The sequence below is a fragment of the Actinomadura rudentiformis genome (assembly GCF_008923185.1).
Classification (GTDB): Bacteria; Actinomycetota; Actinomycetes; order Streptosporangiales; family Streptosporangiaceae; genus Spirillospora; species Spirillospora rudentiformis.
Map to the genome: position 1 here is coordinate 141235 of NZ_WBMT01000012.1, position 25170 is coordinate 166404.

Here is a 25170-nt window from a genome sequence, read left to right on the forward strand (position 1 = left end):
CCGCCGGATGTCAGAGGCACCCCGTAGAGTCGCGCTCGTGCGTACTGCCCAGGTGGTGGCCGAGAGCCCGCACTTCGTGATCCACACGGTGGAGTGTGCGGACGACCATGCCTGGTGGTCCGAGCCGGAGCTGTCGGTCGCCGCGCAGATCATCCTGGTCCGCCGGGGGCGGTTCCGGGTCTCCTCCCGCGGGCGCGAGGTGATGGTCGATCCCACCGTCGGCTACCTGCACGGTGCGGGAGAGGAGGAACGCTTCTCCCACCCGGCGGGCGGCGACAGCTGCACGTCCGTCACGTTCACCGCGGGCGCCCTGATCGATGAGCTGTGGCCAGAGCCCGCCGGCGGCTCGCGGTCGGCCGTGTCACCCGCTGTGTCACCGGCCGTGCGCGTGGACCCGCGGCTGGAGTTCGCTCACCGGATGTTGCCGCGCTCTCTCGACGACCCTGCGTTCGGCGGGGCCGAGGCGGTGCTCGATCTGCTCACGCTCGCGCTCCGCGGCAGCAGGGGTGCCTCTCCCGGGCACGCGCCCGGTCGTGCCGGCCTGGCCGAACGGGCACGCGAGGCGATCGCCGCAGCCGAGCGGGAAGCGGCCGACCTGGTCGGGCTCGCCCGGCTGCTGGAGACCTCGCCGTCTCATCTGAGCCGCACGTTCCGCCACCACGTCGGCATGACCGTGAGCCGCTACCGCAACCGGGTGCGCGTCAGCCGCGCCCTGGCCGCCATCGAAGCCGGGGAGACCGACCTCGCCGCCCTGGCGCTCGCCCTTGGTTTCAGCGACCAGGCGCACTTCAGCCGGGTCATGCGCGACGAGCTCGGTCACACCCCGGGCCGCGTCCGGGCGCTGCTGGCCGCCTGAGCTGGCCTTGACCGGCCACGTTGGCCGGTGGATCGGGTGCCTACCATCGACTCACCCCGTTCGAAGTAGTGGAACGGAATCATTCGTTCTGATAGTATTGGAGCAGAACATTCCGTTCAAGGGAGGTCGGAGATGTCCGAGATCAAGCCGTTCCGCATCGAGATCGCGCAGGCCGACGTGGACGATCTGACGAGTCGGCTCGCTCGCACCCGCTGGGCCGACGAGCTGCCCGCCGAGGAGGTCGCGGGCAAGGTCGAGGGCGTGCCGGCGCCGCCCGGCTGGGAGTACGGCGTCCCGCTGTCCTACGTCCAGCGGCTGGTCGCGCGCTGGCGCGACGAGTTCGACTGGCGCGAGCAGGAAGCCAGGCTCAATGAGTACCCGCAGTTCACCACCGAGATCGATGGGCAGAACATCCACTTCGTGCACGTGCGGTCACCCGAGCCGGACGCGACCCCGCTGATCCTCACGCACGGCTGGCCCAACACCTTCGTGGAGTACCTGGGCCTGGTCGGTGAGCTCACCGACCCTCGCGCGCACGGCGGCGACCCGGCCGACGCGTTCCACGTCGTGATCCCGTCGATCCCGGGCTTCGGCTTCTCCGGCCCGACCAAGAGCCGCGGCTGGAACGCGGCGCGCACCGCCCAGGCATGGGCGGAGCTGATGAGCCGTCTCGGGTACGAGCGGTACGGCGTCCACGGCAACGACGCGGGCGCCATCGTGGGGCCGCTGCTGGGCGAGGCCGACAAGGATCACGTCATCGGCGTGCACGTCAACCAGATCTTCTCGTTCCCCCGGGGCGACGAGGGCGAGTTCGAGGGGCTCGCGCCGGAGGACTTCCAGGCGCTGCAGTTCGGGCAGGCGTTCGTCGAGCACGCGATCCACGACAGGTCGCAGCAGGCCCAGCCGCAGACCCTCGCGCACGCCCTGTCCGACTCGCCCGCGGGCCAGCTCGCCTGGATCGGGCAGTTGTTCGGGGAGGCCCTGGAGCCCGACGACGTGCTGATCAACGCGTCGATCTACTGGTTCACCAACACCTCGGCCTCGTCGGCGCGGTTCTACTACGAGAACCACCACGCTGAGCTGCCGTCGGAGCCGACGACCGTTCCGATGGGGCTGGCCGCGTTCGCCTACGACTTCAAGGCGCCGCGCAAGTTCGCCGAGCGCGACCACTCCAACATCGTGCACTGGAACGAGTACGAACGCGGCAGCCACTGGGCCGCGCACGACGCCCCCGACCTGCTCATCGCCGACGTCCGCGAGTTCTTCCGGAAGCTCGGCTGAGACCGAAAGCCTGTCGCTGAGGCCCCCGGTTTCGGGGGCCTCAGCGGCGATCAGGCGGTCTTGACGGTGCCGCCGACGTTGTTGACCAGCAGGTCGATGCCGCCGAGCTCGTCGGCCGCACGGGCGACGAGCTCGACCGGGCCTTCCGGTGTGGAGAGGTCGGGCACGCCGCGTCTACTACGCGCTCATCCACGAGGCAGCGCAGGAACGCGGCGAGGACGCCGACGCGCTCGCCACCCGGCTGGTGGACACCCTCCTGCGCGGCATTGGCAGCGCTGACCAGCGCCTCAGTTGAACATCAGAATTCTTTCGCGCGGGCGGTCACATCGTTCCTCCGGGGTTCGTCAGTGCAGTGACGAACCACGATGAAGGAGCGCAGTGATGGAAGCTCGCATGAAGAACCCCGCCTACGTTCTCCCCGACGCCCTCAAGGGCATCCAGAACATCTTCAAGGGCATCAACTCCAGCGGCCTGTCGCAGGAGATGCAGGAACTGGTCGGCTTGCGGGTCAGCCAGATCAACGGTTGCAGCGCCTGCGTGCACGCCCACGTGCAGAACCTCAACAAGGCAGGAACGAGCGCGGACAAGGTCGCCACGGTCGCCGCTTGGCGGGAGTCGCCCTTCTTCGACGACGCCGAGCGCGCCGCCCTCGCCCTCGCCGAGGCCGCCACCCGCATCGCCGATCGTTCAGGTGAGGCCGTGCCGGACGACATCTGGGACGCCGCCGCCGACCACTTCAACGAGCAGGAGCTTTCGGCGGTCATCCTCGTGGTCGCCGTGACCAACCTGTTCAACCGTTTGAACGCCACCATCAAGGAACTCGCAGGCGCCACCTGGTAGCCCGCCGGACGCTGGTGGTCACCTCGATGGACGGCATCGAGGTGACCGGGCGGCGTGGTCGCACTGGGCTGGGCGGGTCAGGCGTGCTCGGGGATCGGGTCTGTGGCCGTCTCCTTGTCGGTCAACGGTGGCTTGAGGAAGGCGGTGGCCCAGGCGACCCCGATGGAGACCACGGCGATGGCGAGGCCGGTGAGGACTGCGGCGGAGGCGGTGGAACGGTCGATCGCGACACCGCCCGCCAGCGAGCCGAACGCGATGCCGAAGTTGGCCGCGGAGGCGGGCAGCGACTGTGCCAGCGTGCCGCCCGGACCGGCCAGGTTGACCACGCGGTACTGGAGTGAGGGCACCATGCCCATGCCGAACACGCCCCAGGCCAGCAGCACCAGCGCCACGAGGAACGCCGTCGAGCCGACGAGGTAGAGCGCCAGCAGGGAGGCCGCGAGGCCGACGGTCGCGAAGATCAGGGTGCGGGCGGCGTGCCGGTCGGCGAAGCGGCCGCCACCGAACGAGCCGACCGCCGTGGCCGCCCCGTAGGCCAGCAGGAACACGCTGACCAGCGCGCCGGAGATGCCCGTGACGTCCTCCAGGAACGGCACGATGTAGGTCAGCGCCGCGGACATGGCCGCGAAAACCAGGAACATCAGGAACAGCACGGCGAGCACCCGCGGGGCGAACGCGTGCTTGGCCTGGCCGCCCGTGCCGCCGCCGCTGACCGGGGCGGAGGGCACCAGGGCCAGCGTGGCGACGAGCGTGAGCACGACGAGCACCACGATCGCGGTGAACGAGCCGCGCCAGCCGAGTGCCTGGCCCACCAGCGTGCCCAGCGGCATGCCCAGCGCGGCCGACACCGTGACCCCGGAGATGATCACTGCGATGGCCCGTCCCATGCGCTCCGGCGGGACGACCGACAGGCCCGCGGCGAAGGCGGCGCCGATGAAAAGGCCCTGGAGGGCGCCGGTGCCCACTCGCGCCGCGAGGAACAGGGCGTAATCGCTGGACAGGACACTGACCAGGTTTCCCGCGACGGACAGGGCGAGCGCGCCGAGGAGGACGGTGCGTTTGTCCAGCTTGATGGTCAGCGCGGTCAGGAGCGGGCCGCCGATCGCCAGGCCGAGCGCATAGCCCGTCACCAGCGTGCCGGCTGTGGAAACGGAGATCTGGAGGTCGGCGGCGATCAGGTTCAGCACGCCGACGACGAGCAGTTCGGCGCTGCCCAGTACGAACATTCCGACGAACAGCGTGGCCAGGACGAGGTTCGCCCTGCCCTGGCTCAGCGTCGAGCTCATATGCATCGTCCTTGTATGTGTGGAGCGGGCGTCCGCCCGCGTCGGGGGTTTCAGGCAGTGAGCACGGGCGCGAGGCCGAACGACGGCACCAGGCTCGGGTCGTGGAACGCGGTGATGCGGCTGATCCGAGCCCCGATCAAAGTCAGGACCTCGACGCCCTTCGCCTCGTACCGGCCGTCGCCCATGTGCTCGTAGGCGACGGCGGCGGGCTGGCCGTTGGCGCGGGTCGTCGCCATCCGCCACCGGTCCCTGCGCAGTACGCGGCTCGCCAGGAATCCGACGACGGCGTCCCGGCCGGTGAACCACGTCGGGATCGGCGGCATCTCCAGTTCGACGTCGGCCCGCAGCAGGGTCACCAGGGCCTTGGGGTCGGCACGGGTGAACGCGTCGACATAGCCGTCGAGGAGCGTCCGCTGGATCTCCTCGTCCGGTTCGGCCAGATCGTCCGCCACCGGTCCGGCCTCGGCCAGGCGGGCCCGGGCGCGGCGGAGGGCGCTGTCGACGGCTGCGGTCGTCGTGTCCAGCATCTCGGCGACCTCGGCCGTCTGGAACGCCAGGACGTCGCGCAAGGTCAGCACGGCCCGCTGCCGCGCCGGCAGGAACTGGAGCGCGGCGATGAACGCGAGCCGGACCCCGTTCCTGGCCGCCACGACCGTCGCCGGGTCGTCGGCGCCGAACAACCTGTCAGCCGCCGGCTGGAGCCACGACACCGACGGGTCGCGGGGAGCCACCGCCACCCGGTGATCGTCCGAGGGTGCGCCCAGGCCCGACGGAAGGGGCCGCCGGGAGCGCGTCTCCAACGCCGTCAGGCAGGCCATGGTGGCGATCTTGTAGAGCCACCGCCGTACCGAGGAGCGACCCTCGAACCGGCCGAACGCGCGCCACGCCCGCAGGTAGGTCTCCTGCACCAGGTCTTCGGCGTCATGGACCGAGCCCAGGAGCCGGTAACAGTGCGCGAGCAGTTCCGGCCGGAACGGCTCGGCAAGGGTGGCGAACTCGCCTTCCGAGGGCATCGTGGCTCCTCCCAGGAGTTTCACTGTAGGCAGCCGATCAGGCGACCGGGCGTAGCCCGGTGCCCTTGATGAAGGAGTCGGACATAGGACACTCCGAAGGGGTGGTCGAATCGGTCCACTTCAAGACCAGCCACCGGAGGGAAATCCGTCGCGACAAGAGACGTGATCTGAGTCACAGCCTCCGCGGGCCGCGGCTCAGCTGGCGGTGCGAAGCGAGACGCGGTCCAGCCCGGCGATCCGGGCCAGGCGGCGGTGCGAGTCGAGGCGGGCGTCGCGGTCGTACGTGCTGGTGTGCACGAGGATCTCGTCCGCTCCCGTGCGTTCGATGAGACCTTCGAGCTGTTCGGCGACCTCGTCCTCGGTGCCGTGGACGTGGCCGCGCATCGAGTCCTCGAAGACGCGCCGTTCCCGGTCGGTCATCTCGCGGGCGAGGATCTCGTCCGGCGGGGAGAGCGGCGGGAACTCGCCGCGCGTCCGGGAGTGGGCGTTCGACCAGGCCTCCGGGACGAGAAGCCGGCGCGCCTCCTCGGTGGTGCCGGCGATCGCCACGGTGCCGGACACGATGACGTACGGGATCCGGCCCTGGAAGTTCGCCCGGTACCGGCGGATCGCCTCGATCATCCGTTCCTCGCCCCGCGCGGCGGCGATCACCAGCGGCAGCCCGAACTCGGCGGCGAGGTCGGCGCCGGATCCGGTGGCCAGGATGTACGCGGGCACGCGCAGGCCGTCGGCGGGCCACGCGTGCACGCCCGGGTGAGCGTCCTGGTCACCGGAGAAGTAGCCCAGCAGCTCGGTCAGCTGATCCCCGAAGCGGTCGGCGTCGTCCTTGCCGTGCCCGAGCGCGCGCCGCACACCGCCCGTGAAGCCGACCGAGCGGCCCAAGCCCATGTCGATCCGTGCCGGATACAGCGCCTCCAACACCCCGAACTGCTCCGCGACCACTAGCGGGCGGTGGTTGGGGAGCATCACGCCGCCGGTGCCGACCCTGATCCGCGAGGTGGCCGCCGCCACGGCGGCGGCGAGGACCGTCGGCGCCGAGCCGGCGACCCCGGGGACGCTGTGGTGCTCGGAGACCCAGAAGCGGTGGTAGCCGAGCTCCTCGGCCTGCCGCGCGAACTCGACCGTGGCGCGCAGCGCCTCCGGGTGGCCCTCGCCCACCCGCGTCCGCGACCGGTCGAGGATCGAGAACCGCGTCGAGCCCAGCGCTGAGGTCATGGTCATTCCAACGCCCCAGCGCTTCCGTCATTCCACCGGTGACGCAGGTCACGGCCTCACCGCGCCGGTCCGGTCATTCGGGGTTCGTCAGGCGGGCCAGCACGACGCCGCCCAGGATGAGGCCGAGGGCGATCGTGCGGCCCGCGGTGACCGGGTCCTTGTGGACGGCGATGCCGAGGCCGATCGCACCCACGGCGCCGATGCCGGTGAAGACGGCGTACGCGGTGCCGACCGGGAGCGTCTGCATCGCGCGCGACAGGAAATAGACGGCGATCGCGGCCAGGACGAAGCAGACGAGGGTGGGGAGGGGACGGGTGAAGTTCTGGGTGGGCTTGATGCTCTGCGACCAGGCGATCTCGACCAGCCCGGCCAGCGCGAGGAAGACCCAGGCCATGTCAGAAGTCCTTTCCGAGGTCGTGTGCGGCCTGCAGAGCGGCGGCGAGGGATGCGTCGTGGGCGGTCCGCAGGTGGGCCAGGGCGGGGTCGAGTCGCGAGTTGGCCAGCTCGGCGTTGATGAACGTGGTGTCCTCGACGGCGAAGTGGCCGGCGAAGAAGTCGCGCAGGAAGCGCTCCTGGTAGTCGAACCTCGCCTTCGGCGCGCCCGGGGAGTAGGACCCGCCGCGCGCGGTGGCGACGACGAAGCGGCGGCCGGCCAGGGACATCTTGGGGAACGTCACCTGGTCGAGCCATGCCTTCAGGGACGCGGGGATCGAGTAGTTGTACATCGGCGTCGAGATGAGGACGACGTCCGCCGCGACCAGTTCGTTCAGCAGCGGTTCGACGACGGCCCAGGCCTCGGCCTGCGCGGGGGTCCGCACCGCCTCCTTGTAGCGGTCGATCTCGGTGATGGTGTTCGCCAGGATGTGGTCGCAGAGTTCGGTCCACGCCTCGCCGATGAACGGGACGGGGTCGAGGGCGAGATCGCGGTGCAGGTAGGTGCCGCCGGGGTGAGCGGCCCGCCAGGACGCGGCGAACGCCTCGCCCACCTCGCGGCTGATCGAACGGCGGCGGGCGCTGGCTTCCAGGTGCAGCAACGTGGCCATGAGACTCTCCTCATTAAGTGGACGTTGTGTCCGCTTGAACGGTAGAGATAACCGGGCATGATGTCCAGTTATTCCGATCTCGGCTACAGTCGCCGCATGGAGAGCCGAAGGGATCTGCTGGCGGAGGGGCCGGCCCCGCCCCGCGAGCGGGCGGACGCGGCGCGCAACCGCGCGAAGGTGCTGGCCGCGGCCGCCGAGCTGTTCGCCGCCCGGGATCCGCGCGAGGTCACGATGGACGACATCGCCAAGGCGGCGGGGGTCGGGCGCGGCACGCTCTACCGCCGCTATCCCGACACCGCCTCCATGGCCCGCGCTCTGCTCGACGAGCATGAACGCGAGCTCCAAGAGCGGCTCCTGAGGGGCGAGCCGCCGCTCGGACCGGGCGCCCCGCCGGCCGAACGGCTCGCCGCGTTCTATGCCGCGATGGTCGAGCTGCTGGAGACCCACGCCCCGCTGGTGCTCGGCGCCGAGAGCGGGAGGCTGCGCTACTCCACCGGGGCGTACGGCTTCTGGAGTGCGCACGTACGAGCCCTGGTGGCGGAGGCGGGCATCGCCGAGCCTGAAGCGCTCGTGGACGTGCTGCTGGCGCCGCTCGCGTCAGAGTCGTACCTGCATCAACGCGAGCAAGGACGCACGCCCCGGCAGATCACCGCTGCCCTGTCGCATCTGGCACGCAGCGTCCTGGCCGGCTGATGACCTAGCCGCACAGGGCCTCGGTCGCGGTCTGCTGGATCGCGTTCCAGATCTTCGGGTAGCCCGGGCCGAAGAAGTCGGGGAGCGTCACCGAGAGGCTGACGTGACGGCGGCCGTCGGCCGAGTGCAGCGACTGCGTGGTGAACCCCTGGATGCCGCCGTCCTTGCCCCACGCCGCCACGCCGCAGGCCAGCCGGATCTTGCCCATGCCCAGCCCGTCCGCGGAGCCATCCGGGCTGGGGGTGGGCACGGTCGTCTGCATCTGGGCGAGCTGGGCGGGCGGCAGGAGCCTGCCGCCGAGCAGCGCGTCGAAGAAGCGGTTGAGGTCCCCGGTCGTCGAGATGATCTCGCCCGCCGCCCAGCTCCAGGACGGGTTGAGCCGCGTGATGTCCACGGTCTTGTCCTGGCCATGGGAAACGAACCGCAGGTAGCCGTGCGCATGTGGACCGCGAATCCCCGTCCGCGTGCCGGGCAGGTAGGTGTGCCGCAGCCCGAGCGGCCGCACGATGCGGCGGCGGACTTCGGCGGCGTACGAGCTGCCCGTCACCTTCTCGATGATGAGCCCTGCCAGCACGTAGTTGGTGTTGGAGTAATGCCAGGCGGTCCCCGGCGGGAAGTAGGGCGGCCGCTTCGTGCTGAGGCGCACCAGATCCTTGGGCGCCCAGGTCGCGTAGCGCACCTTGGTGAGGAACGCGTCGCCGTCCATGGGGAGCGCCTCGGTGTCCTCCAGGTATTCGCGGAGGCCGGAGGTGTGGTTGAGGAGCTGGCGCACCGTGATGTGATCCCCGTTCGGGACCAGGCCGGGCAGGTGACGTTCGATCGGGCTGTCCAAGCCGACCTTCTTCTCCGCGACGAGCTGCAGGAGGACGGTCGCGGTGAACGTCTTGGTGGTGCTGCCGATGCGGAACCGCCCTTGCTCGGGGACGGGCTCCCGCCCACCGAGCCGCGCCGTACCGGCGACGCCGCGCCACCGGCCGTGCGGCCCGACCGCCTCCGCCTGCACACCGACCGCGCCCGCCGCCACGATGGCGTCCAGCGACCGTTGCAGGTCCGTCCGATGATCCACCGCGGCCGAGCCGGGCAGCGCAGGCGCGGCGAGGACCGCCGCCGCGACGGTGACTGCGACGAAAGCCGTTCGTACACCCATTGAAAATCCTCCAGAAATCGCACGAGCCGCCGGGAACGAGTCCATCGGTCGCGCTTTTCCGGCACCTCCCGCGCTGGGGTGAACAGCCTGACCCGAACGGGTGAAGGCGAGCCCTGGGGCGCTCAGGCGGCGCGGTCCAGCAGGAGGATGATCGCCGCGAGGAGATCGGGGGGTTCGAGGTCGTCCAGCTCGCCGATCTCGTCCAGGGTGTGCCAGCCGAACGCGACGAACGTCTCGTCCTCCTCCGGGGTGAACGCGGCCGGGGCGACCCGGGGTTCGCCGTCGAAGTGGGCGAGGAAGAACGGCTCGATCTTCTTGAAGCGCCGGCCGAGCCAGTAGGAGTCGCGTTCGACCGGGATCGAGACGTCCAGGACGGCGTCGGGTGCCAGGCCTGTCTCCTCGTGAAGCTCGCGCCGGGCGGTGTCCAGCGGCGTCTCGTCGCCCTCGATCCCGCCGCCCGGCGGCTCCCAGAAGACCCGCCCGGTCACGGTGTCGCGCCAGCGGATCAGCAGGACCCGGCCGCCCCCGTCCACGCAGATGATCCGTACGGCTGGCCGCGTCTGCACGTCGTCGTCTTCACCGGTCGTCACAAGATCTCCACGATCGGCCACGAGAGGCCAGCGGGTCAAGCACGCCGTGTTTCCGTGAGGGCCCCGTTTCCGTGAGGGCCCCGTTTCCGTGAGGGCCCCTGTGAGCACGGCGTAAGCTCGTGTCCACCCCCAAAGGCCTGTATGACCCGACGGCAGTGAAAGTGAAATCGTGACCGAATACGTGCTGACGCTCTCATGCCCGGACCGGCCGGGCATCGTGGCCGCGGTGTCCGGGCTCCTGGCCGAGCGCGGGTGCAACATTCTCGAGAGCCAGCAGTTCAGCGACCTGGACACCGGCACGTTCTTCATGCGCGTGCAGTTCGCGGCTCTGGCCGGTACCGATGAGGACGCCCTGCGCGGCGAGTTCGGGGCGCTGGCCCCCGAGCTGGGCCTGGAGTGGCGGTTGGACGCCACCTCCACCCGCGAACGTGTGCTGATCATGGTCTCGAAGGGCGGCCACTGCCTGAACGACCTGCTCTACCGCCAGCGCTCTGGCCTGCTCGACATCGACATCGTCGCGGTCGTCTCCAACCACCCCGACCTGCGCCCGCTGACCCAGTCGTACGGCATCGACTACCACCACCTGCCGGTCCGCCCCGGCGGCAAGGCGGCCCAGGAGGCCGAGGTGCTGACGCTGGTCGAGCACTACCGCGCCGACCTGGTGGTCCTGGCCCGCTACATGCAGATCCTGTCCGACGAGTTCTGCGCCAAGCTGCCCGGCCGGGTGATCAACATCCACCACTCGTTCCTGCCGAGCTTCAAGGGCGCCAAGCCCTACCACCAGGCGCACGCCCGCGGGGTGAAGGTGATCGGCGCGACCGCGCACTACGTCACCGCCGACCTCGACGAGGGGCCGATCATCGAGCAGGAGATCGCCCGGGTCGACCACACCCAGAGCCCCGAGGCACTCATGGCCGTCGGCCGCGACATGGAATGCCTCGCGCTGGCCCGCGCCGTGCGCTGGCACGCCGAGCACCGCATCTTCCTCAACGGGACGAAGACGGTCGTCTTCCGCTGATTTTGGGGTCGGTGAGAGCCCTCCACTGGGCCCTAGGGCCCTGGGGCGGGGCCGCCCTCCGTTCGTACCGTTCCTGCTGATCAGTCGGATACATGACGCCAGCAAGGAGCGAGTTCATGCGCAAGCCGGTGATGTTGATCGGTCTGTCCACCGCCGCGGTCGTGGGCGCGGGGGCCTTCGGGGTGGCGGCCTGGACACCCCAGTCGTCGAACCTGGTCACGGCTTCGGGTGACGAGGTCGTCGTGTACGTGAGCCCGCCCGGCGAGGGTGACGGGGGCTCGGCGGGTGATGGGGGTTCGGCGGGTGACGGGGGCTCTGTGGGTGACGGGGGTTCGGGTGGCGAGATGGGTTCGGGGGACGGCGGCGGGCTGGCGGGCGGTGGTACGGAGATGGCCGCCAAGTCGTCGTCGGGCGGAGGGTCAGGGTCCTCCGGAGGCTCAGGCTCCTCGAAGGTGAACGTGACGTCGCTGGACGAGGCTGAGGACGCACTGCGCCAGAAGGGGGCGACCAAGGGCACCGTGCTGGTCAAGGGCGGCAGGTACAAGGGCCAGTCGTTCACCTGGAGCTACATGCCGGCCGGCGGGGAGTTCACGATCAAGCCCCAGCCCGGCACCGGGCGCCCGGTGTTCGACGGTGGCGGGCAGGACGGCTACTGGACCAGCGTGGCGGCGGGCGACGCGAAGCTGCACTTCCGCGGCATGACCGTCCGCAACTACGTCACCGGCGGGATCCACTTCGACGGCAGCAAGGGCGGGGGAGGCTTCTCCGGCGGCTCGGTCCGCAACATGATCTTCGAGCGCATGGGGACGATCGAACGCGGCGACAGGGGCTACGCGGCACTCCACCTGCAGAACGTCAACAACATCGACATCGCGAACAACGACTTCTGGGACCTGCGCAACCGGCTGGACGAGGCGGCCGGCACCAATCCCGGCCAGGTCCACGGGATCTACTTCTCCGAAGGCGGCGGCAAGGGGAGCACGGTCTCCGGCAACACGTTCCACAAGATCACTGGGGACCCGGTACGGGCGAGTGACGGCGCGGGCGGGATCAGGGTGACCGGCAACACGTTCAAGAGCACGGGCTGGTACGGCGTCTTCACCTTCTGGCGCTTCGACCGCGACCGCGACTGCAGCACGGGCAGCATGTTCTCCGGCAACACCTACGGCGACGGGCACCCGCGGCGCTCCGAGGCGACCGGCAAGATGAAGACACAGAACTTCAAGGGCGCACCCACCAGGTCGGGTCAGGATTTCAAGGGCGCCGAATGCAAGCCCGAGCCCATCCGTAACGGCAGCAACAGTTACGCGCCCAACGCCGGCATCAGCATGGTCAACAAGGGCTGATCAGAAAGGGCTGATCCGGCCGCGCGCTCGCTCACGCCCGATCTCCGGACATGGCACCGCGCACCCGGCGCACGGGGGACGCCGGGTGCGCGGCCGTTTCGGGCGTGCGCGGTCGTTCGGGGCGCGCAGCTAGGAGCGGGCCGTGGTCAGGGGATTCTGGCCATCGGTGATGGTGTCGGCCGGCGGCTTGGTCAGGTCCGGCGGCCTGGTGTCGGCGGGAGCCGTTTCGTCCACGAGTGTGGCCTCGTTGAACGGGTCCTCGCCGGCGAGCACCGCACGGGCGCGCTGGGCGTCGAACTCCTTGGTCCAGGTACCGATCAGGACGGTCGCGACGGCGTTGCCGGCGAAGTTGGTCAGCGCCCGCGCCTCGGACATGAAGCGGTCGATGCCGACGATGAAGCCGACGCCGTCGACCAGTTCGGGCTTGTGCGACTGGAGGCCGCCCGCGAGCGTGGCCAGCCCGGCGCCGCTCACGCCCGCCGCGCCCTTGGACGCGATGATCATGAACAGCAGCAGCGGGATCTGAGCGCCGATCGACAGCGGGCTGCCCTGCGCGGACGCGATGAACAGCGTGGCCATGGTCAGGTAGATCGCGGTGCCGTCGAGGTTGAACGAGTAGCCGGTCGGGACGGTGATGCCGACCACCGGGCGGCTCACGCCGAGGTGCTCCATCTTCGCGATCAGGCGGGGCAGCGCCGTCTCGGAGGACGAGGTCGACAGGATCAGCAGGAACTCGCGGGCGAGGTAGCGCAGCAGCGTCAGGATGTTGATCCGGGCGCCGAGCCACAGCACCGTGCCGAGCACGCCGAAGACGAACACCACGCAGGTCACGTAGAAGCCCAGCATGATCACCGCGAGGCTGCGCAGTGCGTCCCAGCCGGTCTCGCCGACGACCGCGGCGATCGCGCCGAACGCGCCCACGGGGGCGGCCCACATGATCATCGCCAGGATCCGGAACACCCAGCGCTGGATCATTTCGACGCCGCGCAGGATCGGCTCGCCGGCCGGACCGAGCTTCTGGAGCGCGAACCCGGCGAGCAGCGCCACCAGCAGTGTCTGCAGGACCTCGCCCTCGGTGAGCGAGGACAGCATCGAGGTCGGGATGATGCCGAGCACGAAGTCGGCCAGGCTCTCGCCGCCCTTGGCCTGCTCCTGCGCCTTGGCCGCGGACGCCGGGTCGAGGTGCATCCCCGCGCCGGGGTGCAGCAGGTTGCCCACCACAAGCCCGATGAGCAGGGCGAACGTGGACATCGCCGTGAAGTAGGTCAGTGCGATCACACCGACCTTGCCGACCTTGGCGGCCTTGGCCACCGAGCCGATGCCCAGGACGATCGTGCAGAAGATGATCGGCGAGATCATCATCTTGATCAGGTTGACGAAGCCGGTGCCGAGCGGCTTGAGTTCCTTGGCGACGTCGGGCGCGACGAATCCCACGATGACGCCCAGCACGACTGCGACGATCACTGAGATGTAGAGGTAGTGCATGCGGTCCCGGCGTCGGCCGGGTTTGCCGTCGGTCTGGGGGCTGGACGCGGCGTGACCGTCCGTGTGCGGGCTGGATGCCACGGGGGTCGCCTCCTTTGCGGGTCGGGGTGGGCTGTGCTGCTTCCTGTCCCGCGAATATCGAGGTTTCTGTGACCGGGGTCACCCTTGTGTACATTTCGTTCACGACCGAGGTATGCAGGTAAAACCGAAGGTGAGCGCGTATGCGGTGGAAATGGGCGCCAGTGCGGCACTGGCCGGTGCGGCACTGGAGCGTCGCCCGGCAGCTGCTGGTCCTCCAGGCGGTCGTCGTCGGTCTGCTCGTGGTCGCGGGGACCGTGCCCGCCTACGTGGACGCGCAGGACGCGGCCGGCGACAGGGCCCGCGAGACCGTCTCCGCCGTCGCCGCCACGGTCGCCGATGCCCCGAGCGTGCGCGCCGCGCTGGCCGCCCCGGAGCCGAGCCGTTCGCTCCAGCCGTTCGCCGAACGGGTCCGCGCCGACACCGGGGTCGACTTCATCACGATCATGAATCCGGCGGGCATCCGGTACACCCATCCCGACCCGGCCCGGATCGGTCAGCGGTTCATCGGCAACACGGCCCCCGCGCTCGCCGGCCGCCCGTTCACCGAGACCTACACCGGCACGCTCGGCCCCTCCGTCCGGGCCGTCGTCCCCGTCTTCGAGGGCAAGCGCGTCGTTGGGCTGGTGGCGGTCGGCATCACGGTCCGCGCGATCACCTCTGAGCTGCGCGGACGCCTGCTGTGGCTGGCCGCGATCGCCGTCGCCGTCCTGGCCGCCGGGATCGCCGGCAGCTACCTGGTGAGCGCGCGCCTGCGGCGGCAGACACGGGGCGTCGCGCCGGACGAGCTCCGCCACATGTTCGACTACTACGAGGCGATCCTGCACGCGGTACGCGAGGGCCTGGTGATCCTCGACAGGGACGGCCGGGTGGTCCTGTGCAACGACGCCGCCCGCGAACTGCTCGATCTGGATCCCGGCGCCGATCCCGCCGGGACGCCCATCGACGCCCTCGGACTCCCACCCGGGCTGGCGGAGGCGCTGGTGTCGGCCGAGACGAGATCGGACGAGATCCATGTGAGCGACACGCGCGTCCTGGTGGTCAACACCGTGCCGGTGCGTTCGCGCGGGCGGGCGATGGGCACCGTGGCGACCCTGCGCGACCACACCGACCTGCAGGCGCTGATGGGGGAGCTCGACACCGTGCGCGGCTTCGCCGAGGCGCTGCGCGCGCAGGCCCACGAAGCCGCCAACCGGCTGCACACGGTGGTGTCGCTGGTCGAGCTGGGCCGTACCGAGCAGGCCGTCGACTTCGCGACCGCGGAGCTCGCCACCGCCCAGGCGCTCACCGACCGGGTCGTCGGCGCGGTGAGCGAACCGGTGCTGGCCGCCCTCCTGCTGGGCAAGTCCGCCGAGGCCGCCGAACGGGGCGTCGAGCTGCGGATCACCGAGGACACCGCGATCGACGACACGCACGGGGCGATCGATCCGCGCGACCTGGTCACCGTGCTGGGCAACCTGATCGACAACGCCGTCGACGCGGCGATGGCGGGAGACGGCCCGCCCCGCGTCGAGGTGAGCGCCCGCACCATGGACACCGAGCTCGTGCTGCGGGTCGCCGACACGGGGCCAGGGATCGATCCCGAACTCGTCCCGGCGGCGTTCCGGCGCGGCTGGACCACCAAGCCGCCCGACGGGCCGGTCGGACACGGCCTCGGCCTCGCGCTGGTCGGCCGGGCGGTGCGGCGCTACGGCGGCGACATCACGGTGGAACGGGACGTGGGCGCGGTCGTCACTGTCTCGCTTCCGATACAGGCCCTCCCGGTACAGGCCCTGCCGGTCGGGCGCCCGGACGGTGACTCGTGATCCGCGTGCTGGTGGTGGAGGACGACGCGGTGGCCGCCGAGGCGCACCGGCGCTATGTGGAACGGGTCGCGGGCTTCGCGGTCGCCGGCGTGGTGCACTCGGGCGCCGACGCGCTCCGGTTCTGCGAGCAGCGGCGCGACGCGGTCGACCTCGTCCTCCTCGACTTCTATCTGCCGGACACGCACGGGCTCAAGGTCTGCCGGGCGCTGCGGGCGGCCGGTGTGCCGGTGGACGTGATCGCGGTGACGTCGGCGCGGGACCTGGCGGTGATCAGGTCGGCCGTCTCGGTCGGGGTCGTCCAGTACCTGCTCAAGCCGTTCACCTTCGCCTCGCTCCGCGACAAGCTGGAAAGCTACGCGCAGTTCAGGCACCGTGCGGGCCTGCCCGGCGAGGTGGCGGGCCAGGCCGACGTGGACCGCATGCTAGCCGCGCTGCGCACCCCGGAACTGCGTTCTCTGCCCAAGGGCATGAGCGGCGAGACGCTACAGACGATCACCGAGGCGCTGACGGGCTCGGCCGAGGGGCTCTCCGCGGCGTCGGCGGCCTCGCTGATCGGGGTGTCCCGGGTGACCGCCCGCCGCTACCTGGAGTACCTCGCGGACAACGGCCTGGCCGAGCGCCGCCCGCACTACGGTCAGGTGGGCAGGCCCGAGGTCCGCTTCTACCCCTCGGCGGGCTGAGCGCCTAGGGTGCTGCTCGTGAGCGATGACCCGGTGGCTTCGGCGGACGGCGGCATGGCGGCGAACGTCGCCGCGTTCGAACAGACGGTGCGGTCCACGATCGCGCTCGCGGAGACCTTCGCCGAGGGCGACTGGGACCTGCCGACCGAGTGCCCGGGCTGGAGCGTCAAGGACGTCGTCTCGCACATCGTCAGCGTGGAGACGCTGCTGCTGGGCGAGGACCCGGCGCCCGGCCACGTCCTGCCCGACGATCTTCCGCATGTGCGCAGTGACTTCGGGCGCATGCTGGAGACGGGCGTGGACGCGCGCCGCCCGGTCCCGGGGACGGACGTGCTCGCCGAGCTGCGTGACGTGCTCGAACGCAGGCTGGCGGCGCTCGCCACGACCGACCCCGAGCAGGAGACCATGGCGCCGACCGGGCGGATGGTCCCGTACTCGATGTTCATGGTGTTCCGGGCGTTCGACTGCTGGGTCCATGAGCAGGACATCCGCCGTGCGGTGGGCCGCCCCGGCAACCTGGACGCCCCCGGTGCGGAGTGCGCCCGCATGATCCTGCGGCCGGGGCTGCCGATGGTCGTCGCCAAGCGGGCGGGCGCGTCGCCGGGGCAGTCGGTCGAGTTCAGGATCATCCGGCCCACGCCGACGACCGAGTACGTCCAGGTCGGGGCGGACGGCCGCGGACGGCTGGCCGGCGATGCGGCCGGACCCCCGACCACGACGCTGAGCATGGACTGGGAGACCTACGTACGGCTGGCGGCCGGGCGGTGCGTCCCCGCGGACGTCGAGGTCGAGATCAAGGGCGACGCCGAGCTGGGCGCACGGGTCCTGGCCCACCTGGCCATCACCCCCTGAGCTTGGGGAGGGCTTTGAGGGTTATTGGGGTATCGGATCCACAAATCCCCTGGTCACTGCGTTACTGTCCGGAGTGACCGCTCTGCACGTCGAGGGGATGGGGGGCAACGCTTGAGAGAGACTCCAGGATCCGCCGGCTCCAGGTCGGAGCCCTTCGACGCTCGGGGGGATATGACGGACAACAGCTCGGGCCCCTTCCACTAGCGGCCCGTCCCACTCGAAGGCCGTGGCACCCAGCGCCACGGCCCTCGAGCTTTTTACGGGGCAGTGGGTTGCCTTTTCAAACTTACTTCGATTATGGTCGGGCTCCAGCAGTAAGTTGGTTTTTCAAACTCACTGGGGAGGGCATCATGCGGGATGCGGTGATCGTCGAGGCCGTGCGCACGCCGGTCGGCAAGGCCAAGCCGGGCGGGGCCCTGCACGCCGAGCATCCGGTGGACCTGCTGGCCCGGACGCTCCAGGCATTGGTCGAACGCAGCGGGATCGACCCCGCGCTGGTGGACGACGTGATCGGCGGCGTGGTGACCCAGGTGGGCGACCAGGCGATGAACGTCACCCGCTCGGCCGTGCTCGCCGCCGGGTTCCCCGAGAGCGTGCCCGCCACGACCGTCGACCGGCAGTGCGGCTCGTCCCAGCAGGCCGCCCACTTCGCCGCGCAGGGCGTGATCAGCGGCGCGTACGACGTCGTGATCGCGTGCGGTGTGGAGTCGATGTCGCGCGTGCCGATGGGGTCCAACGTCCTGCCGGGCAGCGACCCGTTCGGCCCCGGCGTGCACGCCCGCTACCCGGAGGGCCTGGTCGGGCAGGGCATCAGCGCCGAGCTCATCGCCGCCCGCTGGAAGCTCTCCCGCACCGACCTCGACGCGTTCGCGTACGAGTCGCACCGGCGCGCCACCGCCGCCTGGGAGCGCGGCGAGTTCGATCGCGAGGTCGCCTGGACGGGCCAGCGCGACGAGACCGTGCGGCCGGGCACCTCGATGGAGGTGCTCGCCGGGCTCAAGCCCGCCTACCACCATCCGTCCTACGCCGAACGCTTCCCGGAGATCGGCTGGCAGATCACCGCGGGCAACGCATCCCCGATCAACGACGGCGCCGCCGCGCTGCTCATCATGAGCTTCGACGCCGCCGCCCGCCTGGGCCTGCGGCCGCGCGCCCGCTTCCACGCGTTCGCCGTCGCCGGTGACGACCCGCTGCTGATGCTCACCGCGATCGTCCCCGCCACCGAGAAGGCCCTCGCCCGTTCCGGCCTGGCCCTTTCCGACATCGACCTCTTCGAGGTGAACGAGGCGTTCTCCCCGGTCGTCCTGGCCTGGCAGCACGAGACCGGCGCGGACCTCGACAAGGTGAACGTGCGCGGCGGCGCGATCGCCATCGGCCACCCCCTCGGCGCGAGCGGCGCCCGCATCATGACGACGCTCCTGCACGCCATGGAGGACCGCGGCGCGCGCTTCGGCCTCCAGACCATGTGCGAGGCCGGGGGTCTGGCCAACGCCACCATCCTCGAACTCCTCTGACCCGACCCACCACTGCACGCGAGGTCGGTCGAAGAACCCAACCGACCACGCCTAGGCTGGCTGCCATGCCCACCCACCCGTCCAAGCCCGCCCACGCATCGAAAAAGGACGCACAGCCGCGGGAGTGTTCCGTCGCCGACGCCCTGCAGATCGTGGGTGAGCGGTGGACGCTCCTGGTGATCCGCGAGCTGCTCTACGGCGTCCGCCGCTTCGACGGGATCGCGCGAAATACCGGGGCCTCCCGCGACATCCTCACCGCACGGCTGCGCAAGCTGGAGGGTGCTGACCTCATCCGCCGCGAGCTCTACAACGAACATCCGGCCCGGTACGAATACCACCTGACTCCGGCAGGGCGTGAGCTGAGCGATGTCCTGTCCACGCTCATGAAATGGGGAGACCGCCACATCAACGCCGCGGATCCGCCCGTCCGCTGGATCCACACCTGCGGCGAGGTGCTCGATCCGGTCGTCGTCTGCAGCCACTGCGGGAGGCCAGCCCGTGACGGCGGCACCCCGACCGGGCGCGGCACGCTGGTCGATTGAGCCGCAGCAACGGACACCGCGGTCTGGCTCAACCCACATGGAAGGTGAACGTCACATCCCGGGCAGAGCCCTTTGACTGCGGCAGTCCTTGGATCTGGACCGTAGCCTTGCCCGCCCGTACGGGAGCCACGATCCACTCCGTGTAGCCCGGATCGACGATGTAGTTGACCTGGTTCAGCCGTACGGATCCGCCGAGGACCTTCGGCTCCTGCCAGACCCACCCATGGCTCAGCCGGATGCTCACCCCAGGCGAGCGAACGGTCACCTCCCGCCCGCTGTCCCGCTCAGTGAGCACACCCGAGCCTACGGGACTAGGCGAGGCCGCCCTCGGGCCAGCAGCCGAGCTGCCCGGTGCCGAGCCAGCGGAAGCCGAGCTGCCCGGTGCCGAGGCGGCGGGAGCCGAAGTGGCCGGCGCGGACTGGGGCGTGGTCGCGGTCTCGTCCTCGCCAGAACACCCCAGGACGCCAAGGCAAGCGACGAGCAGGACGGGAAGTGAGGACCGCATGACCCCCAACGTAATCCCTAATCAGTTCGCGTCGCGGTGACCACCACCGCGGTGTAATGCATCGTGAAGCTGCCTCCCGCCGCGTCGATGGCGGCCCCGACACCCTCCAGAATCTCTCGCAACTTGGCCTGTGGAAGCCGGGTGTGGAAGCCCTGGGTGGGCAACTGGTCCAGCCACTCATCCCTTTCGTAGGCCCGCTCCCAGTCGAATCGCCACTGCTCCGGCTCGCTGAACGCGCCCGCCTCCCGAATCCTGTCGGCCACCTTGGCCAGAATCGCCGAATACCCATCCGACGCGCGATAGGCCGGCATCTCGGGCATCACGCGGGCGTAAACAGCCGAAAAGGCGTCCGCCAACTCGGCCTGAGGATCGCCCACGTTCCAGAACACGGTCAGCCGCCCACCTGGTCGCAACACCTGGGCCGCCTTGTTCGCGCCGGCGACCGGATCGACCCAATGCCACGCCTGCCCGGCGACGACCGCATCGAACGTTCGCCCGGCGGGATCCCACTCTTCAAAGGTCGACACCTCGCTCTCGACCCCGCTCTGCCGTGCCAGTTCGGCCATCCGCTGGTCGGGATCGACGCCCAGCACCCGGCATCCAGCCGCCTGGAACTGCCGAGCGGAGATGCCGGTTCCGGAGCCGACATCAAGGACGTTCCGTCCAGGGCTGGCGGCGACGATCCGTTCCACCAGAACGGCGGGATAGCTGGGCCGCGTCCGGTCGTAACGTTCGGCATCCATGCCGAACGACTCCGCGACCGGTGTTGCCATGCGCGACGCGCGCCAGCAACTCTTCGACGCCGCCGAACGCGTCCTCCTCCGGGGCGGCCCGAACGCACTGACCAGCCGCGCGGTCACCACCGAGGCGGGCTGCGCCAAGGGCGTCCTGCACCGCCACTTCGCCGACTTCGACGCCTTCCTGGCCGAACTCGTCCAGGACCGCATCGCCCGCATCGAAGCCCAAGCCGACGCCCTCCGCGCCTCGACCGGCACCGTGGCCGACAACCTGACCGCCGCCCTGACGGACCTGTTCACTCCACTCGCCGTGGCGATCGTCGGCCTCGTCACCTTCAGAGACGACCTACGCGCCCGCCTCCGCGAAACCAGGCCGACCGGCGTTCCCCTGCTGACCGAGGCCGCCGCCATGATCGCCTCTTACCTCGCCACCGAACGAGATCGGGGCCGCCTGGCCCCCGACGCCGTCCGCAAGGTAGTGACCACAGTCATGACCAGCACGCTTCGACCCCCACCGTCCTAGGGGCGTTCGCGCGGGAAGGCTGGTGCTCTCAACCGCCTTCGCGAGGAGTTCGTTGATCCGTCCGGAATACAAATACTGTGTTTAAACATACCAAAATGGTATCGCTGCCAATTGGCCGGACGTGGGATAAAAAAGATGATCTTGGGCCTTGTATTCTCAAGAATGCCGCTCCTAGACTCGCCACGACCGGCAAGATCATCCGGCGAGAGGATGCATTCATGAATTACCGCCGTCTCGGCCTTGTGGCCATGACGTCAATCGCGGTCGGTGCGGCCACCCTTGTTCCGGCCGTTCAGGCCAGTGCGACGCCGGCCGCTCTCCATGCGACCGCCAAAGCCAGTGCCGATCCCACGGTCAGGATCCAGCAGAGGCCCAGCTCCAAGTGCAAGTCGCCGAAGGGTAAGAAGATCAGGGTCTCCTACCAGCCGGGCTGGCTCAGTACCACGTTCTACTTCAACAACCACTGCAAGCAGCGGCGCGCATTCAAGGTCATGGGCACCAACGGCCAGAAGCCCCCGAAATTCGGCACGCTGGCGTGTATTGCGGTGAACGCCAAGACGAAGGGCGACAAGAAGGTCCGGCATCCCGGATTCTCCGTCACGCACATCAAGTTCATCAAGAAGTGCTAGTGCACTGATGAGCATGGCTGTCAGAACGTGCTCATGGTCGCCTTCAAGCAGTTGAAGGCGACCATGTGGTGTCCATCGTCAGCACTCGATGACGTTTACGGCCAGGCCGGCTCAAGTGCAGAGCCAGGTACACGTTAAGGCGATCGGTGGGCACGCCGTCCTGAAGGCACCAGCGCAGGGGCTGGAAGCCACTCGAATACGACTGCAGCCCTCGCCGGGGTATCACACATCGCTGCTGTCGGTCGTCCCGACGACGACCTTTTCCCGGTCGATCGACCTGATCGAAACCATCAAGTTGGCGCTCTGTCTCTGGCCTTCAGCCGAATCCTTCCTCACCGTGAGCGGGACTCCGGCGACTTTGAGCGTGATTTGCTCGCCGTCCCGCGCGACCTGCATCAACTCGATCTCGGTACCGAAAACGACAGCGCTGGACTTGGCGGCTCCGCGTTCGAAGGTCACATTGCAGGGCGCCTTTTCAGAACCCCAGAACTCGTGTGCGCAGTCGACTTCGGCGTTCGTGGTCTTGTGCTCGCCACCGCAGGCGGTCACTCCGGCGCCCAGCGGCAGGAGCACGAGCGGCAGAACGGCCAGTCTGCACCTAGCCCTCTGGAAGCCCATGGCGATCGAGTCTCGTGATCTTCGACCACTCCCGTCAACCGGCCAGGCCAGGCCGCCTCTACCGCCGCCGGCGAGTGAACCCTGGCCCTCCCGACCCATGACCTCTGCCCCTTTACCGGCTCTGTCCCTGATCTTGTGACGTTGTTGTTCAGGTGCGGAGCAAGATCCGCTTTCGGAGGAGGCCGAAGTTCGCCCTTCCGTATCCCTGGCCAGCTTCACTCGTGTGTTCTGTCCTTCGGCCTGGCCAGAGCTCCATGGGAGGGATAGGCCGGCGGTGACGGCGTCCAGGTCGCAGGTGAGGCCGACGGCGAATTGCCGGAGATAGGGCAGGTCGTCGTCGCGGACGGCTGCGATCCACTCCGGGAGGCGTTCGCCGTTGGTTGCTGCCAGCGTTTAGCTTGCGGTGGGTGAGTTCGGCGTCGGGCGCCCATTGGTAGTGGCCGTTCACCCGTCTGCGGCTGGGAGCGAGGCCGGGGCACAAACTCGGCAGCGAGGTGGGTGGGGGTGGGGCTGTGCGCTGAGGCGGCGCTTGATGGTGGTGAATGACCTTGCCGCGCTGGCGCGCGGGTGGCTGGTTCTGCTGCTTTCTGGTCACGCTTATGCCTGCCGTGGCCCGGGGCGTGCGAATCCGGCATCGGTCGCCCTTGTGTGCGGTGGGTGGCCTGTCTGCGGGACGTTGCGGGGATGGGGTTCAGACTCGGCAGCGAAGTAAGCGGGAGAGGGCGATGCGCCTGCGTGCCGCCGGTTGACGGTAGGGGCTTTGTGGGCTGCGCAAGGGGAGGCTGGCATGTTTTGGCCGCGTTCACCTACGCGGCGGACCAAGGTCCCTGAACTTGGCATCGCTCTTGTGTGACGGGTTGGCCGTATGCGGGCGGTCGCGGGGTGGGGTGAATCAACGGGCGCGGGGTCGTTGGGGTGGTGTGTTGGGGTGGTATTGCCCGGCGTGGTGGTGCGCCGGGCCGCAGGCTGGTGATGGGAGTGGTCAGGCCGCCAGGTGTTGGTCGTGCCAGGGGTTGGCGGTGGGATCGATGACGCTGCCGCGTTTGGATCTGGCGATCCCGTCGGGTGGTAGGGCCCGGTAGCGGTAGCGTCCGTCGGTCTTGGTGATTTGTATCTGGTCGGGGTGGGTGTGTTTCCAGCGGTTGTGCCAGCCGCAGCACAAGGTCAGCTTGTCGATGTCGGTGGGACTGTCGCCGAGTGCCCATCCGTTGACGTGGTCGACTTCGCAGAGGAACCCGGGCACTTCACAGCCGTGGACGGCGCAGGTGTCGTACAGGGTTTCCAGGACGCGGCGCTGCCCGGAGGTGGCGATGCGGACCGCATGGCCGAGATACAGCGGCTCGTGGTCGGCACTCAGCAGGAGGGGTGAGACTCTGGCGGTGAGCGCTAGGCGCCGCACCTGCGCGGCCGGGATTGGCGTGCCGTCACGCAGCCAGCCGGGCTGGTCGTCGCCGGTGAGGGTTTCCAGGTGGGTGATGACGGTGATGCGGGTGTTGCGGTGCCCGCCTGAGAGCACGGTGGTGAGGGCGGCGGCGGTGCGTTCGGCCAGGTCGCGTCGGTCGTCGGTGCCGGCGGGCTTGGCCAAGGGTGCCAGGGTGCCGTCCAGGATGGCGGTGTCTTCGGGGTTGAGCCAACCTTTGACGTAGCAGCCGCCATCCAGCGACCGGCTCACCGCCAGCCACGAGCGTTCATAGCCTCGTCGCGCGTCTTCTGGTGGCTGGTCGGTGCCGGTGCGTTCGGTCACCCGGTCATGGATCGTGTTACCAAGCCGGGCGACCTTGCCCGCTGACAAACCCTCACCCGCCGCCTGCAGCAGGATGTCTTCAGCCGTGGCGCAGTCGTCGTCGTTGAGGCGGTGGACGGCGTCGGCGATGGTCGCGGCATACCCATACGACAGGTCACCGGTGGCCATCTGCTTGGTGACCCGCTCCAATCGTGGGAGTTGCCGGGCCAGGGTGATGCGTTCTTTGGCGCGGCCTTCGCGCATGCCCATGCGGCACCGCAACCACGCCTGGGTGGACGGCAGCCCCCAATGTTTCATTTCACCGGTCCGATCCACCACCGCGATCAAACCGGCGAGCACGTATTCGGCTTGGTCGATGGCGGTGGCCAATTCCTCGGCCAACTCCATGCACGCCGAACCGGCTTCGGGGGCCGAACGTTGCGCGAGTTCGGTAAAGATCGCGGCTGCCGCTTCCACCAATTGCGCGGTGGAAGCGGAGGAAAGGTCCGCGATCGAATCCATGCTGTTATTGTATCGTCACGTTCAGTCATATGGCAAGGTGTTGGATATTTTCGGCGCTCGTGGTTGGCAACCAGGTTGCCGGCACATTTTGGGTGTTTTGTGTACCGGCCTTTGTTGTTGAACGGCGGGTGGGTTGGGGATTGAGCCGCCATGCTTTTCCGGTATTCGTGTCCGTGTGATGGCCGTCGTTATGGGTGGCCGGGTGGGCTGCCGTCCCCCGGTTGCTGCGTGGTTGAGGGCGGGTGAGTCGGGGGTTAAGCCGGCTGATGTGGATGGGTGGTTGAGCGGTGCCGAAGTGACCGTTTGTGCGTCCGGTGCGGCGTGCTGTGTGTGTTGCTGTCACGTTGGTTGCGGTCGCGGGGAGTTCAGCCAGGCGCGAAGGGTGAGGGTAGGCCGCCACCTCAGGTTGCGCCACATCCCGCGCTCTGTACAGCCGAGGTCGAACATCAGCCACCAGCAACCTGCGCCTTCCGAACGTGCCTTGTCCACCCGCCTCCTTTCTTGTCGCTGCCGCTTTTGGTCTTTGCCCCCGCCCTGCCGGCTGCCGGGCGGGATGCTGAGCCAATGGGGTGACCGTTGCCGCAACCGCGAAGTGGCACCGCGGCAAGTTACAAATGCACAAACTCACA

At 69.4% G+C, this 25170-nt stretch carries 27 protein-coding genes; 14 read left to right on the forward strand and 13 right to left on the reverse strand.

Annotated features, from left to right (window positions below):
* The first annotated feature begins 37 nt into the window (after positions 1-37).
* From F8566_RS25265 to F8566_RS25285, 4 genes are all read left to right on the forward strand, one after another.
* Positions 38-856, forward strand: a complete 819-nt coding sequence (locus F8566_RS25265; RefSeq protein WP_225993501.1) for a helix-turn-helix domain-containing protein — start codon at positions 38-40, stop codon at positions 854-856.
* Between the two features lie 132 nt (positions 857-988).
* The gene (locus tag F8566_RS25270; protein ID WP_151564100.1) at positions 989-2137 is read left to right on the forward strand and encodes an epoxide hydrolase family protein; all 1149 of its coding nucleotides are present in this window, start codon (positions 989-991) and stop codon (positions 2135-2137) included.
* 148 nt (positions 2138-2285) lie between these two features.
* Positions 2286-2432 carry a hypothetical protein gene (locus F8566_RS25280; protein ID WP_225993502.1) on the forward strand — a complete coding sequence of 49 codons (147 nt, stop codon included), beginning with the start codon at positions 2286-2288 and terminating at the stop codon, positions 2430-2432.
* Positions 2433-2518: 86 nt separating this feature from the next.
* Complete coding sequence (locus F8566_RS25285; protein ID WP_151564102.1) at positions 2519-2977, forward strand: carboxymuconolactone decarboxylase family protein; 459 nt, start codon at positions 2519-2521, stop codon at positions 2975-2977.
* Positions 2978-3054: 77 nt separating this feature from the next.
* On the opposite strand, the gene F8566_RS25290 is transcribed toward F8566_RS25285, so the two are convergent.
* From F8566_RS25290 to F8566_RS25310, 5 genes are all read right to left on the reverse strand, one after another.
* Positions 3055-4263, reverse strand: a complete 1209-nt coding sequence (locus F8566_RS25290; RefSeq protein WP_151564104.1) for an MFS transporter — start codon at positions 4261-4263, stop codon at positions 3055-3057.
* Positions 4264-4313: 50 nt separating this feature from the next.
* Positions 4314-5276 (reverse strand): RNA polymerase subunit sigma-70, encoded by a 963-nt coding sequence (locus tag F8566_RS25295; protein ID WP_151564106.1) that lies wholly within the window; start codon positions 5274-5276, stop codon positions 4314-4316.
* Between the two features lie 195 nt (positions 5277-5471).
* Positions 5472-6491, reverse strand: coding sequence for an LLM class flavin-dependent oxidoreductase (locus F8566_RS25300; protein ID WP_151564108.1), 1020 nt, complete (start codon positions 6489-6491; stop codon positions 5472-5474).
* 73 nt (positions 6492-6564) lie between these two features.
* The gene (locus F8566_RS25305; protein WP_151564110.1) at positions 6565-6885 is read right to left on the reverse strand and encodes a DMT family transporter; all 321 of its coding nucleotides are present in this window, start codon (positions 6883-6885) and stop codon (positions 6565-6567) included.
* 1 nt (position 6886) lies between these two features.
* Complete coding sequence (locus F8566_RS25310; RefSeq protein WP_151564112.1) at positions 6887-7534, reverse strand: FMN-dependent NADH-azoreductase; 648 nt, start codon at positions 7532-7534, stop codon at positions 6887-6889.
* Between the two features lie 96 nt (positions 7535-7630).
* On the opposite strand from F8566_RS25310, the gene F8566_RS25315 reads away from it, so the two are divergent.
* A complete protein-coding gene (locus tag F8566_RS25315) occupies positions 7631-8227 on the forward strand; it encodes a TetR/AcrR family transcriptional regulator (protein ID WP_151564114.1) in 597 nt (198 codons plus the stop codon).
* Between the two features lie 4 nt (positions 8228-8231).
* Here F8566_RS25315 and F8566_RS25320 read toward each other — a convergent pair whose 3' ends face one another.
* Both F8566_RS25320 and F8566_RS25325 read right to left on the reverse strand, forming a co-directional pair.
* Positions 8232-9374 (reverse strand): serine hydrolase domain-containing protein, encoded by a 1143-nt coding sequence (locus tag F8566_RS25320; protein WP_192809851.1) that lies wholly within the window; start codon positions 9372-9374, stop codon positions 8232-8234.
* A gap of 122 nt (positions 9375-9496) precedes the next feature.
* On the reverse strand, positions 9497-9964 hold the full coding sequence (locus F8566_RS25325) for an NUDIX domain-containing protein (protein WP_225993503.1): 468 nt from the start codon (positions 9962-9964) through the stop codon (positions 9497-9499).
* 169 nt (positions 9965-10133) lie between these two features.
* On the opposite strand from F8566_RS25325, the gene purU reads away from it, so the two are divergent.
* Positions 10134-10982, forward strand: coding sequence for a formyltetrahydrofolate deformylase (purU, locus tag F8566_RS25330; RefSeq protein ID WP_404800343.1), 849 nt, complete (start codon positions 10134-10136; stop codon positions 10980-10982).
* A gap of 116 nt (positions 10983-11098) precedes the next feature.
* On the forward strand, positions 11099-12328 hold the full coding sequence (locus F8566_RS25335; protein WP_151564123.1) for a right-handed parallel beta-helix repeat-containing protein: 1230 nt from the start codon (positions 11099-11101) through the stop codon (positions 12326-12328).
* A 129-nt stretch (positions 12329-12457) separates the two neighbouring features.
* Here the strand turns inward: F8566_RS25335 and F8566_RS25340 are convergent, their stop codons facing one another.
* Complete coding sequence (locus tag F8566_RS25340) at positions 12458-13894, reverse strand: cation:dicarboxylate symporter family transporter (protein ID WP_225993504.1); 1437 nt, start codon at positions 13892-13894, stop codon at positions 12458-12460.
* A 140-nt stretch (positions 13895-14034) separates the two neighbouring features.
* Between F8566_RS25340 and F8566_RS25345 the strand changes: the two genes are divergently transcribed.
* From F8566_RS25345 to F8566_RS25365, 5 genes are all read left to right on the forward strand, one after another.
* A complete protein-coding gene (locus F8566_RS25345; protein ID WP_151564125.1) occupies positions 14035-15696 on the forward strand; it encodes a sensor histidine kinase in 1662 nt (553 codons plus the stop codon).
* Entirely contained in the window at positions 15693-16376 is a 684-nt protein-coding gene (locus tag F8566_RS25350; RefSeq protein WP_151564127.1) for a response regulator, read from the forward strand. Before F8566_RS25345 ends, F8566_RS25350 begins: the two co-directional genes overlap by 4 nt.
* Positions 16377-16394: 18 nt before the next feature.
* Complete coding sequence (locus tag F8566_RS25355) at positions 16395-17228, forward strand: maleylpyruvate isomerase family mycothiol-dependent enzyme (protein ID WP_151564129.1); 834 nt, start codon at positions 16395-16397, stop codon at positions 17226-17228.
* A 350-nt stretch (positions 17229-17578) separates the two neighbouring features.
* Positions 17579-18742, forward strand: coding sequence for a thiolase family protein (locus tag F8566_RS25360; protein WP_151564131.1), 1164 nt, complete (start codon positions 17579-17581; stop codon positions 18740-18742).
* 65 nt (positions 18743-18807) lie between these two features.
* Complete coding sequence (locus F8566_RS25365) at positions 18808-19284, forward strand: winged helix-turn-helix transcriptional regulator (RefSeq protein WP_151564133.1); 477 nt, start codon at positions 18808-18810, stop codon at positions 19282-19284.
* 28 nt (positions 19285-19312) lie between these two features.
* Here F8566_RS25365 and F8566_RS25370 read toward each other — a convergent pair whose 3' ends face one another.
* The 3 genes from F8566_RS25370 to F8566_RS25375 all read right to left on the reverse strand — a co-directional run bounded on the left by F8566_RS25370 (position 19313) and on the right by F8566_RS25375 (position 20532).
* Entirely contained in the window at positions 19313-19528 is a 216-nt protein-coding gene (locus F8566_RS25370) for a hypothetical protein (RefSeq protein WP_151564136.1), read from the reverse strand.
* Positions 19529-19595: 67 nt separating this feature from the next.
* Positions 19596-19739 carry a hypothetical protein gene (locus F8566_RS50120; RefSeq protein WP_192809852.1) on the reverse strand — a complete coding sequence of 48 codons (144 nt, stop codon included), beginning with the start codon at positions 19737-19739 and terminating at the stop codon, positions 19596-19598.
* Positions 19740-19806: 67 nt separating this feature from the next.
* Entirely contained in the window at positions 19807-20532 is a 726-nt protein-coding gene (locus F8566_RS25375) for a class I SAM-dependent methyltransferase (RefSeq protein WP_151564138.1), read from the reverse strand.
* Between F8566_RS25375 and F8566_RS25380 the strand changes: the two genes are divergently transcribed.
* Both F8566_RS25380 and F8566_RS25385 read left to right on the forward strand, forming a co-directional pair.
* Positions 20531-21049: a TetR/AcrR family transcriptional regulator gene (locus tag F8566_RS25380; RefSeq protein WP_225993506.1), complete on the forward strand. Its 519-nt coding sequence runs from the start codon at positions 20531-20533 to the stop codon at positions 21047-21049. The two genes, F8566_RS25375 and F8566_RS25380, sit on opposite strands and share 2 nt — an antisense overlap.
* Positions 21050-21144: 95 nt before the next feature.
* The gene (locus F8566_RS25385) at positions 21145-21678 is read left to right on the forward strand and encodes a hypothetical protein (protein ID WP_151564140.1); all 534 of its coding nucleotides are present in this window, start codon (positions 21145-21147) and stop codon (positions 21676-21678) included.
* 222 nt (positions 21679-21900) lie between these two features.
* Here the strand turns inward: F8566_RS25385 and F8566_RS25390 are convergent, their stop codons facing one another.
* Complete coding sequence (locus tag F8566_RS25390; RefSeq protein ID WP_151564142.1) at positions 21901-22296, reverse strand: hypothetical protein; 396 nt, start codon at positions 22294-22296, stop codon at positions 21901-21903.
* Positions 22297-23278: 982 nt separating this feature from the next.
* Entirely contained in the window at positions 23279-24541 is a 1263-nt protein-coding gene (locus F8566_RS25395) for an HNH endonuclease signature motif containing protein (RefSeq protein WP_151564144.1), read from the reverse strand.
* Positions 24542-25170 lie beyond the last annotated feature (629 nt).

Coding starts and splice junctions, on each gene's coding strand:
- F8566_RS25270 (WP_151564100.1), top strand. CDS start 989: ATGTCCGAGATCAAGCCGTTCCGCATCGAGATCGCGCAGGCCGACGTG.
- F8566_RS25285 (WP_151564102.1), top strand. CDS start 2,519: ATGGAAGCTCGCATGAAGAACCCCGCCTACGTTCTCCCCGACGCCCTC.
- F8566_RS25290 (WP_151564104.1), bottom strand. CDS start 4,263: ATGAGCTCGACGCTGAGCCAGGGCAGGGCGAACCTCGTCCTGGCCACG.
- F8566_RS25295 (WP_151564106.1), bottom strand. CDS start 5,276: ATGCCCTCGGAAGGCGAGTTCGCCACCCTTGCCGAGCCGTTCCGGCCG.
- F8566_RS25300 (WP_151564108.1), bottom strand. CDS start 6,491: ATGACCTCAGCGCTGGGCTCGACGCGGTTCTCGATCCTCGACCGGTCG.
- F8566_RS25305 (WP_151564110.1), bottom strand. CDS start 6,885: ATGGCCTGGGTCTTCCTCGCGCTGGCCGGGCTGGTCGAGATCGCCTGG.
- F8566_RS25310 (WP_151564112.1), bottom strand. CDS start 7,534: ATGGCCACGTTGCTGCACCTGGAAGCCAGCGCCCGCCGCCGTTCGATC.
- F8566_RS25315 (WP_151564114.1), top strand. CDS start 7,631: ATGGAGAGCCGAAGGGATCTGCTGGCGGAGGGGCCGGCCCCGCCCCGC.
- F8566_RS25320 (WP_192809851.1), bottom strand. CDS start 9,374: ATGGGTGTACGAACGGCTTTCGTCGCAGTCACCGTCGCGGCGGCGGTC.
- F8566_RS25335 (WP_151564123.1), top strand. CDS start 11,099: ATGCGCAAGCCGGTGATGTTGATCGGTCTGTCCACCGCCGCGGTCGTG.
- F8566_RS25345 (WP_151564125.1), top strand. CDS start 14,035: ATGCGGTGGAAATGGGCGCCAGTGCGGCACTGGCCGGTGCGGCACTGG.
- F8566_RS25360 (WP_151564131.1), top strand. CDS start 17,579: ATGCGGGATGCGGTGATCGTCGAGGCCGTGCGCACGCCGGTCGGCAAG.
- F8566_RS25365 (WP_151564133.1), top strand. CDS start 18,808: ATGCCCACCCACCCGTCCAAGCCCGCCCACGCATCGAAAAAGGACGCA.
- F8566_RS25380 (WP_225993506.1), top strand. CDS start 20,531: ATGCCGAACGACTCCGCGACCGGTGTTGCCATGCGCGACGCGCGCCAG.
- F8566_RS25375 (WP_151564138.1), bottom strand. CDS start 20,532: ATGGATGCCGAACGTTACGACCGGACGCGGCCCAGCTATCCCGCCGTT.
- F8566_RS25385 (WP_151564140.1), top strand. CDS start 21,145: ATGGTATCGCTGCCAATTGGCCGGACGTGGGATAAAAAAGATGATCTT.
- F8566_RS25390 (WP_151564142.1), bottom strand. CDS start 22,296: ATGGGCTTCCAGAGGGCTAGGTGCAGACTGGCCGTTCTGCCGCTCGTG.
- F8566_RS25395 (WP_151564144.1), bottom strand. CDS start 24,541: ATGGATTCGATCGCGGACCTTTCCTCCGCTTCCACCGCGCAATTGGTG.